Below are 18390 nucleotides of genomic sequence, written 5' to 3' on the forward strand. Positions count from 1 at the left end.
TAAAATTATCAAGTTTAATGTTTAATTAGTAATTTTAAAATATTTTAATTAACTTTTCACATATTTAAAAAAGTAATAAAATAATGATTTTGAATCATTATTTTTTGATTATTAATTTGCTTTTGATGGTTTTGAAAGTGTATAGTTTACTTCCTTTATATGAAATAGTAATGGTGTATTTTCCTTTTTTATTAATTTTTATTTTTATGGATGCAATACCTTTTTTATTGGTTTTGGCAGTGTATTTTTTACCCTTGATTTTGAAGATGATTTTGGCACCTTTTATTGCATTTCCTTTATTGTTTTTAAGTGTTGCTGTGAATTTTTTATTTTTTGTTTTGGATTTATATGTTTTCTTTTTTGCAGTTAATTTTGGAGCTGTTTTTGTATTTTGTGGAGGTGTTACAGGAGTATTGTCTGCAGTTGGTGTTGGCTCTTCTTTTAATGTTTCAGTTACAATGATTTTTTGAAGTGCAAGAATGGTTCCTCCAGTTGAAATGAATGATATTAAGTTGTCTTCTTTTAAGATGTCTGTTGAATCAATTTTAAACATTCCATTGTGGTTGGTGCTTGAATAATTTTCCCAAATGTTTGAATAATAATTGTCATTCACTTTTAAGTCGCTGTCTCCATTATTGGCACTGGCCGCAAAAACATATAATGTTGAGTTGGTGACATTAGTTAAATCTATATTGATCAAATCATTGGAAGAGATAATTCTATTGGCCAGATTGTAATTGTTATAAAGCAAGTCCGCTTCATTTTTAATAAATACCTGTTTTACATTGTTGCTTTTTGTTGTATTGTATAATGTAATCAAGGTTGAAGGATAAACGGCAGTTAACCCACTTTCCTTTTTAAGAGTTAGTGAATTTTGGCCTTCATAAATTAGATCGCTGACGTCATAAATCATTAAACCATAACCATATCTTCCGCTTGTTCCCAAGTTGGATTGGTCCTTATATCGGCCAATAATTTTCTCATTAATGTTTCTTCCGTTGAATTTCAAATCAAATATGGGATAATCTCTTGTTGAAGTTTTATCCCAATTATATGATATGTATAGGAAACTATTGATGATTTTTGAGTTTTGAGGTAATTCAATTTCCCAATTGTCAATTCTTGAGGTGTCTTTAAGACCCATATAACTTGAATCATCATTAATTTGAATCAAGATGTCTCCACTAATTGTTTTATTGTATGTGAATTCAAGATTATCGCTTGGGTAAGCATAATCCTTTCCGAGATATCCGTTATAAAGTAAAGGAACAATTATTGATTCGGATTCAATGACTGTATTATTTTTATATATTTGTATGGTATAATTGATTTTTTTATTTTCTTCACCGGAAACAGTTGTTTTATCGATTGCATAAATTGTGGGGTCGGTTAATAATATCCTTATCCATGATTCAGGCAGTTCTTGTGTTGTGGCGGTTGTTTCAACGCCGTCTGTAAGCAGTTTAATGGTGTATAATCCTCTTTCAGTTACTTTAATGTTGACTGTCAATGTGTTATTGGTTCCTGCATACGCAGTATTTTCATATTCGGTTTTAATTTCAATTCGTGTTTTCTCTTTAATGATTGGATATTCAAGAACTAAAATATTCTGCAAGGCAAGTATTGTTCCTCCAGTTGAAATGAACTTCAATTGATTATTATTTTTAAGTAAGTTTAAGACGTCTGCTTCAAATGCTCCATGATAGTTGGTACCGGTTGAGTTTTCCCAAATGTTTAAATAAATCTTATCGTTAAAGCTGGCATCAGCCTCTTCATTGCCTGCGCCTGCTCCAAAAACGTATATTTTTGCGGAAGTAATGTTTTCAAGGTTTTCAACGTTAAAAATTGTATTGGATTCTACAGCCCTGTTTGCCAGATTATATGCATTGTATAACAGATCCGCACCATTTTTAATAAAAATGCTTTTTGAAAATTCGCTTTTTGTTTTGTTATACAGGGTAATTAATGTTGGTGGATAAACTGCTGTTAATCCCTTTTCTTTTTCAAGTATAAGAGTGTTTCTACCGTTTTGAAGACAATCGGTAACATTATAAATCAACACTCCATATCCTAATCTGCCGTAATCTCCAATGTTGGCCTGATCACGATATTTTCCGATGATTTTGCTGTTTATGTTTTTATTATTGAATATTAGATTAAATTCAGGATATGCTCCGCTTGTGGTTTTGTCCCAGTTGTATGGGATATATAAGAATCCTGATGTAAATGTTGAGTCTGTTGACAGGACTGTTCTCCATTCGTAGTCTTTTGAAGTGTCTGATGCTCCTGCATAAACTGTATCTGGTTGTATTTGGATTATGATGTCTCCAGTTATAGTTGTATTGTAGTTAAATTCGATATCATTAATTGGATAACCATAATCTTTGCCCAGATATCCGTTATATAATAATGGTGTAAATTTTGTTTCCCGCCCAATCAGATTATCGTTTGCAAAAACTTGAACTGTGTAGTTTATTTGGGTATTTGCAGCTCCGGCAACTGTTGTCGGGGTTATTGGTCTGATTGTATTGTCTGTAAAAAATATTTCTTTAGGTGTTCTACTTAATTGTTCGACATATTCTCCGATTTTCACGCCATCTGCAAACAATTTGATTGTATATGTTCCAAAATCCCGGTTAACGAATACTTTTGCATCAATTATGTTGTTAGTTCCTGCAAATACATTATTTGTATATTCATTGATGATTTCAATTTTTGCGGTTAAAAAAATCTGTGCAACCGTTACTTCTAACTTGATGTTGCCTGCAGTAAGAACATCTCTGCCCATATCAATTGGGGCATAAATATATTGGCCCGTTCCGTTTGTGATATCCACAGGTGTTGTTGTTCTGAGATTATTTGAATGTACATTGATATAGTAATCGTATATGTTTCCATTCACATATTCATTATTGTTTAGATGATTCAAATCAAGTGTATAAACTGTTTCAGGATTCACAACTTCGACAGGTCCTGTAAAGTTTAAAATTATGTATGTAGGCTCATAGTTAAGTGAGGCGATGTCTCTGAAATTAGGATCATTAGTTCCCCAGTAATTCTCATCAATTTTTATTAGGAAACTTGAGGATTCTATAATTTTTTTCGCATCATTTTCAAGAAATAGGTTGTGGGTTATATTAATATTTCCGGTTCCTTTATTGAGGACAATATTTCTTGCAAGGGTATTTGAATCAAACACACATTTCCTAATTGTCAAATTATCTGCATATGTGGTTATTAAAGCATCCTCAAATTCATTAGTTTTAAATATTGTATTTTCTATTAAGATGTTGTTTCCACTTCCTGTCAAAACTCCAAAACAATCGGAATTACTGTTTGAGAATAATCCGGTATTGTTTTCAAATAGACTGTTGTTTATTATTAAAGTACCGTTTTCGTGTTTGATTAATCCTTTAAAGACTTCCTGGGCAGAGGAGGTGAATTGTATTTTATTGTTGATGACACTGATGTTGTTCAATATTAAAGTAAGTCCTGGATTGTTATTGAATAAAATAGGGCTCACTTCATGGGATCTTCCAAGTTTGTTAGTTGGTTTAAATTGATTGTTGTTGAATATGGTGTTTTCAATTGATAATTCTCCAGCATTATCAATGAATCCTCTGATTTTTAAATCATTTAAGTTGGTGTATTGGTTTGAGGTAATCTCGAATGTTGAATCTATGAAGTTACTGTTTTTAATTGTTAAGTTTCCTGCATTGTAAATATCTCTGAAAAGGCCGGTGTCTGCTTTTGAAATGCTTCTGTGGGATGTGAAATTAACATTATTGAAAGTCAGTGTTCCATGATTGTTTATTATTGATGAGGCTCCTGTAAAACTATTAATGATGCATACATTGTTTAAAGTTAATTTTCCATTATTTTGGACATTAAATATTGAATTAATGCCGTTTCCATCAATTGTGAAATTATTTCCGTTGATTGTAACATCCTTATTGATTGTTATTCCATTTTTTAGTGAGGAGTCATATTTGTATTGGTATGTGTAATTTTTCATTAGTGTGACTTCATTTTTACTTTCAATTTCTGAATTTAATTGGTTAAAGTTTGCTGAGTTTTCAGCGTAATATGTATTGGGGGTACTGATTATATCTTCATCAACGATGTCTTCACTTATGATGGATGTTTCATTGGAAGTGTCCTCATGTGCGAATGCTATGCCTGAAAATATAATGAGTATCACTATCAAAGAGATTATGTAAATGTATTTTTTCATTTTTTTCGCCTACAAATTTTATATGAGATATGCTTTGTAGTAATACACTATATATAATATTTTAATTGAATAATTAATTGATTATTTTCCGGTAATTTGGATTAATTGAAGATTAATTTAGATAATATTCATTTTTTGTACATAATTGAATTAATCAAGGATTTTGATTTTAAATTTTTAATGTAATTAATTTTTAAACTAATTAATTTTTCTCTTAATTGGTGTTTTATTCAAATTTAAGTAATACTTTTTGACTTATTTTATTTGTAGTATTACCAAATCCATTGTTTTTTTAAAAAAAGTATTAAATAACTTTTAATACTTATAAATCATAATTATCAGTAATGTTTAAGGGGGCTTAATTTTGTCAATTTATAAAAGTAAAATTGTATTCCTATTTTTATTGTTCATGTTTATCATCTTGATGGTTCCACAGAGTTTTGCTCACGATAATATTGCCGTAAACAGTTCCTCTGATTATTTGGAATCATCACATGAAATTCAAGATGTTTTAACAGTGCCACAGCAATCTGATTTAAAGGGTGCAAGTTATTATTTTAATAGTTCATCAGATACTGATGGGGATGGATCTGCAGACAATCCCTACAATACAATGGAACCTTCAAGATTGGTTCAGTCATCAACTATATATCTTGCAGATGGGGAGTATAATCTATCTCAGGATAGGGTTGTGAACGGCATCACTTTAATTGGTGAAAGTCCAGAAAAAACAGTATTGAGCTATTCTGGAAATGAAGGTACAGGGATATTGATGGTGACCAATGGAAAGACATTCATTGTTGAGAATGTGACTTTGGCTAATTTCAATGTTGAAGTTGCAGGAGGTACTTTTTATGCGAGAAATGTCATTCTCAAAGATGCAGTTGGAATTGCCACATATTCCGAAGCAACAGATTTGGTAAATTCGGCAACAAATTCCTTTGGAGGAGCAATAATTGCTTACAAATCTGAATCAGTGTCTCCGACTGTAACATTAATTAATTGTACATTATTTAACAATACGGCAGAATATGGTGGGGCCATTTATATCAATAATGGTAACTTAAATATCAGAAAGACTAAATTCAGGGATAATTTTGCTTATAATTATGGTGGTGCAATTGCAGCACTGTATTCTTCTGTAATTAATATTGAAGACAGTATTTTTACAAATGAATACTCAATCAACGATGCGGGTGGTGCAATTTACCTTTTAAAATCAGAACTTAGAGCCTCTCTTTTAGAAATTTATAATTCCTCATCAACATTCGGTGCGGCAATAACTTCTTTAAACTCTAAAATCACATTAAACAATTGCCTTTTGGAAAATAATACCGCAGCTTATGAAGGCGGTGCCATTTATTCAATGTATAATTCATTGACCTGCATAGAATCCACATTCAAAAATAATCATGCACGTAACGGAGGAGCAATTTATGGTGATGATTTAAAATTATTTGAACTTGAAAACAACAATTTTATTGCTAATGTCGCATCAGATTATGCCGGTGCGGTTTATTCAATGCTGAACACCGATGAAAAAGTATTTTTCAATACTTATCAGGACAATCATGCAAAGATTGAAAATGACTTTTTCGAGTCCAATTTCACATTTGTAATAAATGGTGATGGGAATTGTACAACATTTTTCTCAACATACGATTATCAGGGATTCATTCCAACTTCATATGATTTGAGGGATTTTCAAATGGTCACTCCAGTTAAAGATCAGCAAAGCGGTGGAAATTGTTGGGCATTTGCAACTATCGCCTCCTTGGAGTCTGCAATTTTAAAGGCATCCGGTGAATTATTGGATCTGTCTGAAGAGAATATGAAGAATTTGATGCAATTGTATTCTAATTATGGATGGGCAAAAACCGAAACTAATGGAGGAGGCAATGATAATATGGCCATTGGATACCTTGTAAATTGGTTGGGTCCAGTAAGCGAGTTTGATGATTATTATGATGATTACAGCATGTTGTCTCCACTTTTAAATCCAATCACTCATGTTCAGAATATAATTTATTTGAAACGCGACAGTTATACTGACAATGACCAAATCAAAGAGGCAATAATGAAATATGGTGCAGTTTCAACAGGCATTTACTTTTCATATTATTACTTCAATGAAGATAAGAATGCATACTTTTTCCCTGCTCAATCCTATGCAAATCACGGCGTGGCGATTGTCGGATGGGATGACTACTATTCTAGGGATAACTTTTTAACAACTCCCGCTGGTGATGGGGCTTGGATTGTTAAAAACAGCTGGAGCTCTGATTGGGGTGAGGATGGTTATTTCTATGTGTCATACTATGATAAGGTATTGGCAGAGGTGGGAATTCCTGATATGACTTATGCATTTGTATTTAATGATACTGCAAAATATGACAAGAATTATCAGTACGATTATATTGGAAAAACAGATTATTTTGTAACTGGCAGAAACACAATTTGGGTTGAAAACATGTTTAATGCAACAGGATATGACATGTTGGCAGGTGTTTCAACATACTTTAGAAAGACAACTGATTGGGATTTGTTTATTTATGTAAATGATGATTTGAGATTAACCAAATCAGGCACATGTGACCCAGGTTACACTACAATTAATTTGGGAGATTATATTCCATTACAGCCTAACGATTCATTCAAAATAAGATTTAAATTAACAAATAAAAACGGTGCTGAATTTGCAATTTCAGAAGGCCGTTTTGCAAATCAGAATTTAAATACAACTGGTGTTTCATTTTTCAGTAAGGATGGCATTGAATGGATCGACTTGTATGATTATGAATATACCACCCTATTGAATGAGGGTCATGAATACATTTCACAGGTGGCTGCGATAAAGGCGTTTACAATTTCATATGAGCTCCAGCATATAATTTCCCTAAATGTCGAGAACACTTTCAATAGGGTAAATGTAACTGCATTTGTCACTGACCAGTTTAAAAATATTGTGAAGTCAGGTAACCTGACCTTCCATGTTGATGGTGAGGATATAATTTCAAACATTGAAAATGGTATAGCTACTCTAAGCTACAAATTTGCTGATAAGGGGTCATTTGAAATTGATGCATCCTATAAAAATGCCATTTCAAACTATACTGTCAACATCATAATTATAGATGCCGACATTGATGTTAAAATAATCGAAGATAAGAACAATGTTAAAATCACATTTGAGAGTCCATATGTTATCGATGCAACATTAAATGTTACAATAAATGATGAAAATTATGCAGTTAATCTTACAGGCGGTCAAGGAGTACTTGATTTAAAAGAGTTGCTTTATGGTAATTATATTTTAACTGCAAGTCTCAATGATTCATATTATGGCAGCATATATGAATCCAGCTTTGATATCATAATAAACAAAACAAAGCTCATTGCAGATGATTTGACCGTTTATTCGACAGGGGATGTTTCATATTCCATAATCTTAAAGGACATTTATGAAAATCCGATTGTCAATCGCCAGGTATTTTTCATTGTCGATGGAAAACAGTACATTGGAACAACTAATTTTGAAGGAAGGGCCACAGTAACTGCAAGATTGGGTGATATTGCAAAATATGATGTTTCAATCAATTTTTATGGTGATGAAAACTACTTTGACATTTCAGACAATAAGAAGATTAAGGTTGAATCAAGTATTTTAAGTTCAAATTCACTTAACGGCGGAAAATATGAGGCGGTTTTATTAACCCAAAATGGTGTTCCTTTAGCTGGAACTGCTGTTGATATTAATTTCAACGGAGTTAACTACAAGGTAACTACCGATAATTTTGGAAGAATCTCTTTAAAGTTAAATGATTTGGAATCCAATAAGAATTATCCTGTAAGCATTGTCAATCCGCAAACAGGCGAATATTTCAAAGACACTATTAAAATTGCAGGATTGTCCGGCAGTAATGTAAATATGTATTACAAGAATGGTGTATATAAAGTAAAGGTGGATAATGCAGGATCTGGAGAAATTGTCAAATTCAAAATCGGATCTAAAGTATTTTACGGAGAAACTAATGGTAAAGGTTATGCTTCTCTAAAAATTAACTTAAAACCTGGAAAATATACTGTGAATGCTTTTTATGGAGGTATTAAAGTTTCAAATAAGATTATCGTGAAAAAAGTGTTATTCACAAAGAACATTTCCAAGAAAAAATCCAAAAAAATCAAATTCAAAGCAACACTAAAACAGGGTAAAAAGGCATTATCTAAAAAGAAAATAACTTTTAAAATCAACGGCAAAATATATGTTGCAAAAACCAATAAAAAAGGGATTGCAAAAGTTAATTTGAAAAATCTGAAAGTAGGTAAAAATAAAATTTACACAACATATGCAGGATTGACAGTTAAAAACACAATCAGAATAAAATAAAAAACAATTTTTCAACCAACCATCATCTTTATTTATTTTAATTTTAGCTAGCATAATTTTGTCTTGCAGAAACAATTCATAAAAATAATGGCATTTCTGTTTAAAATAAAGCACTCTTTGTAAAAAATCAGTCTTCAATTATCTATTCAGATACATTAAAAATAAAAAATTAATAGAGATAGTTAATCTCTATTTAATTTTAATTTTCACTTTTTTGGTGGCAGGTTTGTAATTCTTGTTGCCTTTAAAAGTAATAACTGCTTTAAATTTGCCTTTTTTAGTTAATTTTTTAATCTTAAAGGTTGCTTTACCTTTGGCATTTGTTTTAGCTTTATAGGTTTTTCCTTTAATTTTTAATATGACTCGAACTTTTTTAACAGGTTTTTTGCCTGCTTTTAAAGTTATAGTATATTTTTTAACTTTGGTTTTTGCTTTAAATGTTTTCTTTTTTGCAGTTATTTTTGGGGTTGCTTTTTTATTGCTTTGTGTTTGGGTATTTGTTGGTTTTCCTGCTGTGCTTTGATCAGGTGTGTGGGTATTGTTTTCATTTCCTGTTGAATTAGTTGATGGGTCTATATTGACTTTTTTGATTTCAAAAGTATCATTGACCTCTAAATCTTTCCAGCCTTCAGCACCGCTCAGCTTAATACTGATTGAATATCGTCCTTCGGAATAAGTTTTATTATATTCGATTTGATTGTTTTTTACATAACCTATTTCGATTAATGTATTGTTTTCATCAAATATGGACCATTTATAAAATTCATCGCCTTCGGGACCGGAAGTCACGCTAAATTTCAGATTTAGTTTATCTCCGTAATTGACATCGTTTGCAGTGATGCTGAACGATGGTGTTTTAACAATATCCAAAACATTAATGTTGATTTTAGCTAACTCTTCACCATCTTTCATGACCTTAATAATGTCATTTCCAGTTTTTTCAGCGATATATTCAGTTGTAGCTTCACCATTGCTGATTACAACTGATTTTGGTGTGACTGGATTTAAATTGGACTTTAAATCAACAGCATAATCCGGTAGTTTGTTGAGTGTTTCATCTGTCACATTGTCCTTGAAATTAACGCTGTACTCTCCACGGTATTTTAAATTTTCATCTCCGGAAATTGTTATTGCTGCAATATGGGTCGGAGTGAATGTTTTTGTTGCTTTGCTGAAATCAGGAGTATTTGTTCCCCAATAATTATATTCCGCACTGGATCCGCTTCCTGCATTGATTACATTATTGTAATTGTCATAAAATATGGAATAAGTTATATTTGCAATGTAACTTCCAGTTGCCATATAGTTATAAATTGCAGACCCTCCTTGAGGAGCATAATTTTGTTCAAATATTCCTTTTGTAGCATATATTGATTTGGATGCCCAAGACCCTCTTAAAAATATTGCTCCACCCATTCCGGCTTCATTATTTATAAATATATTATCCTCGATTGGGCATGTTTTACTTCCTATATTCCCGGCTGAGTATATTGCTCCTCCCTGATTGCTCGCTTTATTATTAATGAATACATTTCCTTTAAATAAATTGGAAGTGCTGGACTGCAAATCTTCGGTGCAATATATTGCTCCACCATTGTATGCAGAATTGTCTTCAAATCTATTGTTTATGAATGTGGAAACTCCTTGAGTGTATATTGCTCCTCCGTTTCCCCTATCTGCCACAATATTTTTTTCAAAGGTATTGTTAATAAAAATATTTGGAATCAGTGAGTAAATTACTCCGGCACTTGCTGCTCCGGTTGTATTGATGAATTGGGAGTTATAGATATTGAGGGTTCCCGCTTTGGTCCATATTACTGTTCCCTGCACATTATTATCGGTAGCATCTGCCTTATTATTTTTAAATAAACTATTGTTGATGGTAATTTCACTGGATGAAGATTCCACTCCCCTTATTAGGCCAAGTATTGTTCCGGGGGTCTTCATATAGTTATTGGTAACATTGACCTGATTTAATGTTAGTCTTTTTTCATTGCATATCAAATTGGTTGCAGATATTGTGCTTGCGTATCTTGAACTTTCAATGAGTTTGTTATTATCAAAAATGGTATTTTCAATATTTAAAGTACCTAAATTGCAAATTAATCCTAAATATGTTTGCCTGTTTGTTGTTACGGTGGAATTAACGAATTTGCTATCAAAAATATTTAGCACTCCGCTGTTGTAGAATGAAGCTGATAAAAAGCTTCCTTCATCAATTTTGGTCTGTGTTGTAATGAATGTTACATTATTCAATGTCACGGTTCCTGCATTTTTAAAGCTTGCCTCAATTTTTTTGGTATTTCCGTAATCGCTTAATAAAACCAGATCGTTTAAAGTCAGATTACCATTGGTTTTAACATCAAATAATCGGGATTCGTTTGTACTGTTGATTTTAAATCCGTGTCCATTAATGACTACAGTCTTATCAATGGCTATTCCATCATTATAATCATTGTCGGAAGATGAATTGTAGATATAATCTGAATCTAAATCTATTTCTGTTTTTGTGCTTATTTCGTCATTCAAATCTTTAAACGTTTTGATTTCAACATTTGAATTCAAATCCATCGATGATTCTTCTAATTGTGTATTGTCTGAGGTTATAGTGTCATTGTCAGCTGCAGATATTGCTCCGCATGTAAATATAAGTGCAAAAAAAATCATCAGGACAAATATTATTTTTTTATTCATACTAATCCTCGGATAAAATAAAAAAAGAAAAAATAGAGAATTCAATCCCTATTTTTTAATGGTTAATTTTTTGGTTACAGTATCTTTTCCAAAGGTTACAGTGTATTTGTATTTTTTGCCAACTTTAAGTTTTTTGAGAACATTCTTTTTGACTTTGAATGTTGCAACACCTTTCTTGTTGGTTTTAGCTTTAATCTTTTTACCTTTGATTTTTAAAGTGAGCTTTTTGCCTTTGAGGAATTTGCCGTTCACTTTTTTCAAGGTAACTTTGATTTTGTTGACTTTTTTGGATTTTTTAACCTTTTTGTTTTTAGCTTTTATAATACTATTCACTTTTACTTTGTTAGATACTTTCACACCTTTATATTCTGCTGTTATTGTATATTTTGCTTTCTTAGGTTTTACATCTGGTAACTTGAGTGTTGCGTAACCGTTTTTATCGGTGTTAACATTGTATGTTTTGCCATTGAATGTCATTTTTACAACTTCTCCTGCACCAACTGCTTTACCGTCAACTGTTATGAGTACTTTATAAGGAGTTTTTGCAGTGTATAGCATTGTCACATCCTTATTTTCAGTAATTTTAACAACTGGTTCTTTTACAGTGTATGTGGAGGTTTTAGAAATGCTTGAGTATTTTTCATCACCAGTGTATGCAACAGTAATGTTGTGGTTGCCCGGAGCTAATTTAGGAACAGTTACAGTTGCACTACCGTTAACTAACGGAGCAGTGTAGTTCACGCCATCAACGGTTGCGGTCAAGTTACCTGTAGCATCGCTAGGCAGGTTAATGCTGTATGATGGGGAATCTGATCCTTCAGGAGTAGTTGGGTTTAATACACTATCTCCACCAGGAATAACAGCTTTAGGTATGTTTACAGTTTGATTTTCAGTTGTAAATCCTTTATAGTTGTCATCTCCGCTGTATGCAGTTGAAATATTGTGATCTCCAACAGTCAAGTTTTCAACAGTAATTATTGCACTACCGTTCACCAATTGCTTTTCGTATGCTTTACCATCCACATAAACAGTGAAGGTACCATTTGCATCTTTAGGTAATGTGATGTTGAAACTAGGGCTTGTTGTTCCTTCAGGAATGCTCATGGTAACATTAATTTCATCATCCGGAATTTCAGATCTGGCATCGGTAACATTCTTGATTTCGAATGTGTCGTTTACGGTTAAATCATTCCATCCTTCAACGTTGGTTAGTGCTACTTCAATTGTGTAGTTTCCGATGTTGTAGGTGTTTGTGGTTATGATTTTGTTGTCTGCGGTTACATTTCCGGTTTCGAGTAATAATCCGAACTTGCTGAAGATTGTCCATTTGTAGATGTTTTCTCCGGTTGGTCCGGCTATTACTGTGAATGTTAGGTTTAATGGATTCCCGTAGGTTATATCATTTGCAACAATAGTGAATTCTGGGTTTTGTTTAGGTTCCTCTGGGACATTGATGGTATCAATTTTTGTAACCGGTTTGTAGTTGTCGTCACCAGTGTATGTAATTGTTACTTCTTGTACTCCAGGGGTTAATCCATCAAGAATTATTGTTGCTTCACCATTTTCTAGTTTTTTGCTTTCTGTTATGTTTCCAACACTTACGGTTAAGTTACCTGTTGCGTCTTGAGGCAATTTTATTGTGTAAGTGTAGGTTTTATTGTCGTCAGATGGGGTGATGTTTAATACATCATCTATAACAACTGTTTCTTTGATGGTGAATTTGATTTCTGTTGCGCTTGTAGCATAGTTTCCATCTCCTGTGTATGAAATTACAATTGTGTAGTTTCCAGGAGTTAGTTTGTTTGTTGTTATGGTTGCTTGTCCATTTTCAACTGCTTTATTGTATGTTGTATCTATTTCAAAGCTGATTTCGCCTCCAACGTTGATTGGTTGGTCGTTTGAGGTTATGTTTAAGTCAATTGTGACGGTGTCATCATCGTTGATGGTGACTGTCGGTTTTATTTCGCTTTGCAATGCTTTGATTTCGAATGTGTCGTTTACGGTTAAATCATTCCATCCTTCAACGTTGGTTAGTGCTACTTCAATTGTGTAGTTTCCGGCGTTGTAGGTGTTTGTGGTTATGATTTTGTTGTCTGCGGTTACATTTCCGGTTTCGAGTAATAGTCCGTTTTTGCTGAAGATTGTCCATTTGTAGATGTTTTCTCCGGTTGGTCCGGCTATTACTGTGAATGTTAGGTTTAATGCATCTCCGTAGTTTACATCATTTGCAACAATAGTAAATTCCGGTGTTTGTTTTGATGATGAAACGGTAACATCGAAACTTGTGATTTCAACATTGTCTTTCATAACTCTGATTGTATCTGTACCGTGATTTTCAGCATTGTATGTGAAAGTAGCTTCTCCATCAGCAATCACGACTGATGTAGGGGTTACAGTATTCAAATCAGAGGTTATGTTTACCTCATAATTGTGTAACTGCACTATATCTCCAGTTACATTGTCTTTGAAATTGATGATATAATTGTCGCTACTGGATATGATTTCATTTCCCTCAATGGTTATTATAACAATGTTTGTTGGAATGGTTTTTGTTCCTCCGTTCACTGCAATAATTGCATCGAAATCAGGGGTGTTTGTTCCCCAATAGTTATAATCTGCAGTTGAGCTTCCATAATAATAAATCAATGTTCCGGTAGGGGTGTTTACAACATTGTTGTCAAATATTGAATATGTGATGGTGGATACAGTAGTTTTAGTAGTGTAGATTACAGCACCTTCACCAGCTTCATTTCCTTGGAATATTGTTTTAGTTATTTTTAAGGTTCCTGTGGAGTAGATTGCTCCTCCTTTTTCACCGGCCTTATTGTTTATGAAGACATTGTTTTCAACTGGATAAGTATTGGATCCAATTGAAGCAGCATATACCGCACCACCATTTTTGGTAGCTTCATTTGCAATAAATGTATTTGCAGTGAAGTTATATGATTTACTGGATTGTAAACTGTATCCGGAATAGATTGCTCCACCGGTCATAGCTTTGTTTTCTTTAAATGTATTGTTTATAAATACTGGTTGAGATGCTCCGGAAGCAAGATATATTGCTCCACCACTTTCAGTTGCAACGTTTTTCTCAAAAGTGTTGTTAACAAGAGTTGGATTAATGGCAATGTATAATGCTCCACCACTTCTGGCTCCAGTGTTGTTTATAAATTCGGAGTTTGTAATGGTCAATGTTCCAGCTTCAGCAAATATTACTGTTCCCTGTGCATTATTGGCGGTTGAATTTAGTGTATTGTTTTCGAAACGACTGTTGTTAATTGTGTTTTTACTATTTGTGTATGTTCTAATAAGTCCACGTGAGTTTGATGGTGTTTCCATGTAATTGTTTGTGACATTCACGTTTTCAAATGTTAATGTACCCATGTTATAGATTAATCCATCAAAGTAAAGGGAAGATGATGTGGAATTGTCTATAAATGAATTTCCATTGAAAATAGTGTTTTCAACAGTCAGGGTACCTCCATTGTTATCAATTAAACCGAGGCAGTGTGAGGTGGTTGTATAAACATTTGAGTCTACAAATTTACTGTTAACGATATTGAATGTGTTGGTGTTATATATTCCGGCAGCTAAAGCGCCAGCAGTGCTGGTCACATTTTGATTAAGTGTAAATGTAACATTATCGAAATTAAGGATTCCTAAGTTTTTAATGCTGGCTTCCGCACGAGTGCTACTATAGGTTCCGGTAGCAGCATAATCGGTTACAATAGTTACATCTTTCAATGTTAAATTGCCGGTGGAGGTTATTGAGAACAACTTAGCTAAATCGGTACTGTTAATTTTAAATCCGTGTCCGTTAATAGTTAAGGTTTTATCAATGACAATTCCATTTTCTAGTCCTGCATCGATTATTGCATCGAAAGTGTAATCTTTAATTAAATCAAGTTCGCTATCTGCTTTTCTTATGAATCTGTCTAATTCTTTAAATGTTCCTTCTGCAGTTGGGTCTTCACTAACGATTACATCTAAGCTTGCTTTTTCAACTGAATCTGATGAAGCTTTTATTGTGTCCTCAATTTCATTCAATGTTGCAAAGTAAGTGAATGATGCACTACCTTTTGAGATTGTAACAGTATAGTCGGATAATGCATTGGTTGCAGATAAGTCAACAGTATAATCTGGTAATTCACAAATTGCATCTGTGTCATTAGATTTGAAGTTGATGGTGTATGTTGCTTGTGATTCAGGAAGAACAACACTCTGACCTTCAATTTTCATGATCACATAATTGTCAGGTGTTAAACTGTCAGTTCCATCACTAATTAAAACATTAAATTCTGGACTGTTTGTTCCCCAATAATTGTTATTTGCGGTTGTTTTGTCTGATCTGTAAATTGCAGAGCCGGTAGTTGCGGTATTTCCTTCGAAAATAGCGTTTGTAACGGTCACATCTGCAGGTGTGGCTGTTGTGCCTGAAACATATGTTCTTGCATATATTGCTCCGCCCTTAACTGCGCTGTTATTAATGAATTTATCATTTACGCTGTTAAAAATTACTTTGTAGTTGACATAAATCGCACCACCGCAGCCTCCTTCAGGATTGGCACCTTCATAATTGTTGTTGTTTTCTATGAATGTGTTATTTTCGGAAGTGAATGTAAGTGTGCTGGTTGGTGTTGCGGCGATTGCAGAACCTGTCCAAGCGGAGTTTTTAATGAAATCACAATTTGTTACAGTTACTGTTCCGCCTTTAATACATAGGGTTCCAAAAGCAAGGTAAGTTACTCCGGTTCCTATAGATTTGCTTGATACAACATTTTCCTTAAAAGTACAGTTGTCAATTGATGCAATTGTTCCAACAGCAGCATATACAATACCGTTTATCATCGAATTTCCTGTACCTTCGTAGGTTATGAAGTTATTCTCAAATGTTGTATTGGTCATGTTCAAAATTTTGGTATTGTAGAGAATTCCATTTTGTGTGCTTAATGAACTTCCTTTTGAATAAACTCCGTTATTTGCAAATAATGAGTCTTGGATTATCATGGTTCCCTTGTTATATATTAAACCATATGGCATTACTGTTGATGTGCCTGTATAATTGGAGATGGAATCAATGAACCTGCTGTTTTTAATGGTTATTATGCCCGCAGCATCATTAAGTATTGCAGGTGCAAGTGCATTATCTCCAGTTGGCCTACTCACTCTTTTACTTGTAAATGTAACATCCTCGAAAGTGATGTTACCTTTGTTGAGGATATTTCCATTTGAAGTAGCACTGGAAGCTATTACGAAATCAGTTATTAAGGTTACATTTCTTAAAGTTAGGTTACAATTTGCTGCAACAGTGAATAGTCTTGCAAGATTGGTACTGTTAATTGTGTAGCCGTTACCATTAATGGTTACATTTTTGTTGATTGGAATTCCAGTCTGCAATGCGCTGTCGCTTGATTGGTAAACATAGTCTCTGTATAATTCTAATTCATCGTTTGCAATAATCAAATTATTTAAGTCAGTGAAAGTTCCTGCTGGGCCTGCATTAACAGTAATGGTGTATTCTTCACCATTAATGGTTATTGTATCTTCTCCGGCAATTATTGGCAAGTATTTGTATTGGCCAACACCGTTTTTAATTTCAACATCCTGTGGTCCTAATTTGTTTGAGTTTACGGCAACAGTATAATTAGGTAAAGTAGTGATAGTCTCATCATTTACCTTAAATGCAATGTCGAAGGTTTTTTCTTCTCCGGCTGTTGCTTCTTCAGGGTTGAATGTTAAACTAACATAAGATGCAGGTGCAGTTCCAGTAACTAAATCATTGAAATTTGGATTGTTGGTTCCCCAGTAGTTATTGTTGATGTCTGCAGTTCCTTTGTATTCAACAATTTGTTTTCCTGTTCCATCATTGGTATTTTCATTGTCTACAATTATGGAATTGGACATAATAAGTTCGCTGGTTGTCGCTTCACTATAAATTACGCCTTTAAAGTTAGAATTTGTTGAACTGAAAGATATATGATTATTTTTTATTGTACTTCCATTAATTTCCAGTTTTCCTTTTTCATTGAAGATTATTCCTTCAAAATGAGGATTTCCGGAAGGTACATAGTTGACATTTGTGTTGCTTATCACTACATTGTTTAATAACATGTTGTTTGTATTGTGCAATACTGCACAGATGTCAATTGTTCTTCCTAATTTATTTTCGGAAGGATTGACAAGCTTATTGCCATCAAAAACTGTGTTTTCAATAGTTATTTTATTGTTGTTGTAAATTAATCCGTAAATATTAATTTGTTTTGATGTTGAAGAAATATGATCGCTGTAAATGAGAGAATTTATAAAATTAGAATTGTTTACAGTCATTTCACCATCGTTCTGTATTGTGATAAATTTAGCTCCAGAGGTTGCAGATGATAATATGTGTCTTTCAACAGTAAAAGTGATGTTGTTTAAAATTAAATTTCCACTATTCTTAATCATTGCATCGGTACTGGTGTAGCTGTTTACAATGGTCAAATCATTCAAAGTTAGTTTTCCACTTGAACCTATATTGAACAATAGGTTTCCGTTCGGATTTAAGGTTTGCCCATTACCATTGATGGTTAGCTCACGATCAATAGCAAATCCGTTTTTATATGCTGTGTCTCCATCTGAATAGACATAGTTGGATTCCAAGTCGACTTCTGTCTTGTCAGTTATGTCAGTATTGAAATCGGTGAATGTCTTATTCACGTCAGTTGCTGTAAGTATGTCCTGTGATTCATCAATATCGCTTTGAGCTTCCTCAAGGCCAATATCTTCTGCTTGGTTTAGCGATTCATCGGCTGAATCACTGTCCGCTGCAGATATTGCTCCTAGAGAAATTGTGAATATCAGTAAAATCATAAGAATTATACTTGATTTCTTTACTTTGGTATTCATTTCATTCCTCCAAAATGTAATATTTTTTAATTATTTTGTATTAATTTAATTAATAAAAAAATATAAATTATTAATACAATTATTATATATAGGGGCATGATTTATTTAAACCTTTTTTAAGTATTACTCTTTAAAGTATTAATTTTTAATAATGGGGGTTTAAATCAGTTATTTATAATATTGGTTGGAT

General features: G+C 33.0%; 4 protein-coding genes. 1 reads left to right on the forward strand and 3 read right to left on the reverse strand.

Features of this window, described 5'->3' with window-relative positions:
• Positions 1 to 97: 97 nt before the first annotated feature.
• Positions 98 to 4234, reverse strand: coding sequence for a DUF3344 domain-containing protein (locus tag ACJMML_RS00555; RefSeq protein ID WP_405305493.1), 4137 nt, complete (start codon positions 4232 to 4234; stop codon positions 98 to 100).
• 364 nt (positions 4235 to 4598) lie between these two features.
• On the opposite strand from ACJMML_RS00555, the gene ACJMML_RS00560 reads away from it, so the two are divergent.
• Positions 4599 to 8621, forward strand: a complete 4023-nt coding sequence (locus ACJMML_RS00560) for a C1 family peptidase (protein ID WP_405305494.1) — start codon at positions 4599 to 4601, stop codon at positions 8619 to 8621.
• A 189-nt stretch (positions 8622 to 8810) separates the two neighbouring features.
• On the opposite strand, the gene ACJMML_RS00565 is transcribed toward ACJMML_RS00560, so the two are convergent.
• Positions 8811 to 11315, reverse strand: coding sequence for a hypothetical protein (locus tag ACJMML_RS00565; RefSeq protein WP_405305495.1), 2505 nt, complete (start codon positions 11313 to 11315; stop codon positions 8811 to 8813).
• Positions 11316 to 11363: 48 nt separating this feature from the next.
• Positions 11364 to 18200 carry an Ig-like domain repeat protein gene (locus ACJMML_RS00570; RefSeq protein ID WP_405305496.1) on the reverse strand — a complete coding sequence of 2279 codons (6837 nt, stop codon included), beginning with the start codon at positions 18198 to 18200 and terminating at the stop codon, positions 11364 to 11366.
• Between the last annotated feature and the right edge of the window lie 190 nt (positions 18201 to 18390).

It is taken from the genome of Methanobrevibacter sp. (assembly GCF_045130115.1).
Lineage (GTDB): Archaea > Methanobacteriota > Methanobacteria > Methanobacteriales > Methanobacteriaceae > Methanocatella.

Excerpts from the sequence above, each read along its gene's own strand:
- ACJMML_RS00570 (WP_405305496.1), bottom strand. The coding sequence starts at position 18,200 with ATGAATACCAAAGTAAAGAAATCAAGTATAATTCTTATGATTTTACTG.
- ACJMML_RS00565 (WP_405305495.1), bottom strand. The coding sequence starts at position 11,315 with ATGAATAAAAAAATAATATTTGTCCTGATGATTTTTTTTGCACTTATA.
- ACJMML_RS00555 (WP_405305493.1), bottom strand. The coding sequence starts at position 4,234 with ATGAAAAAATACATTTACATAATCTCTTTGATAGTGATACTCATTATA.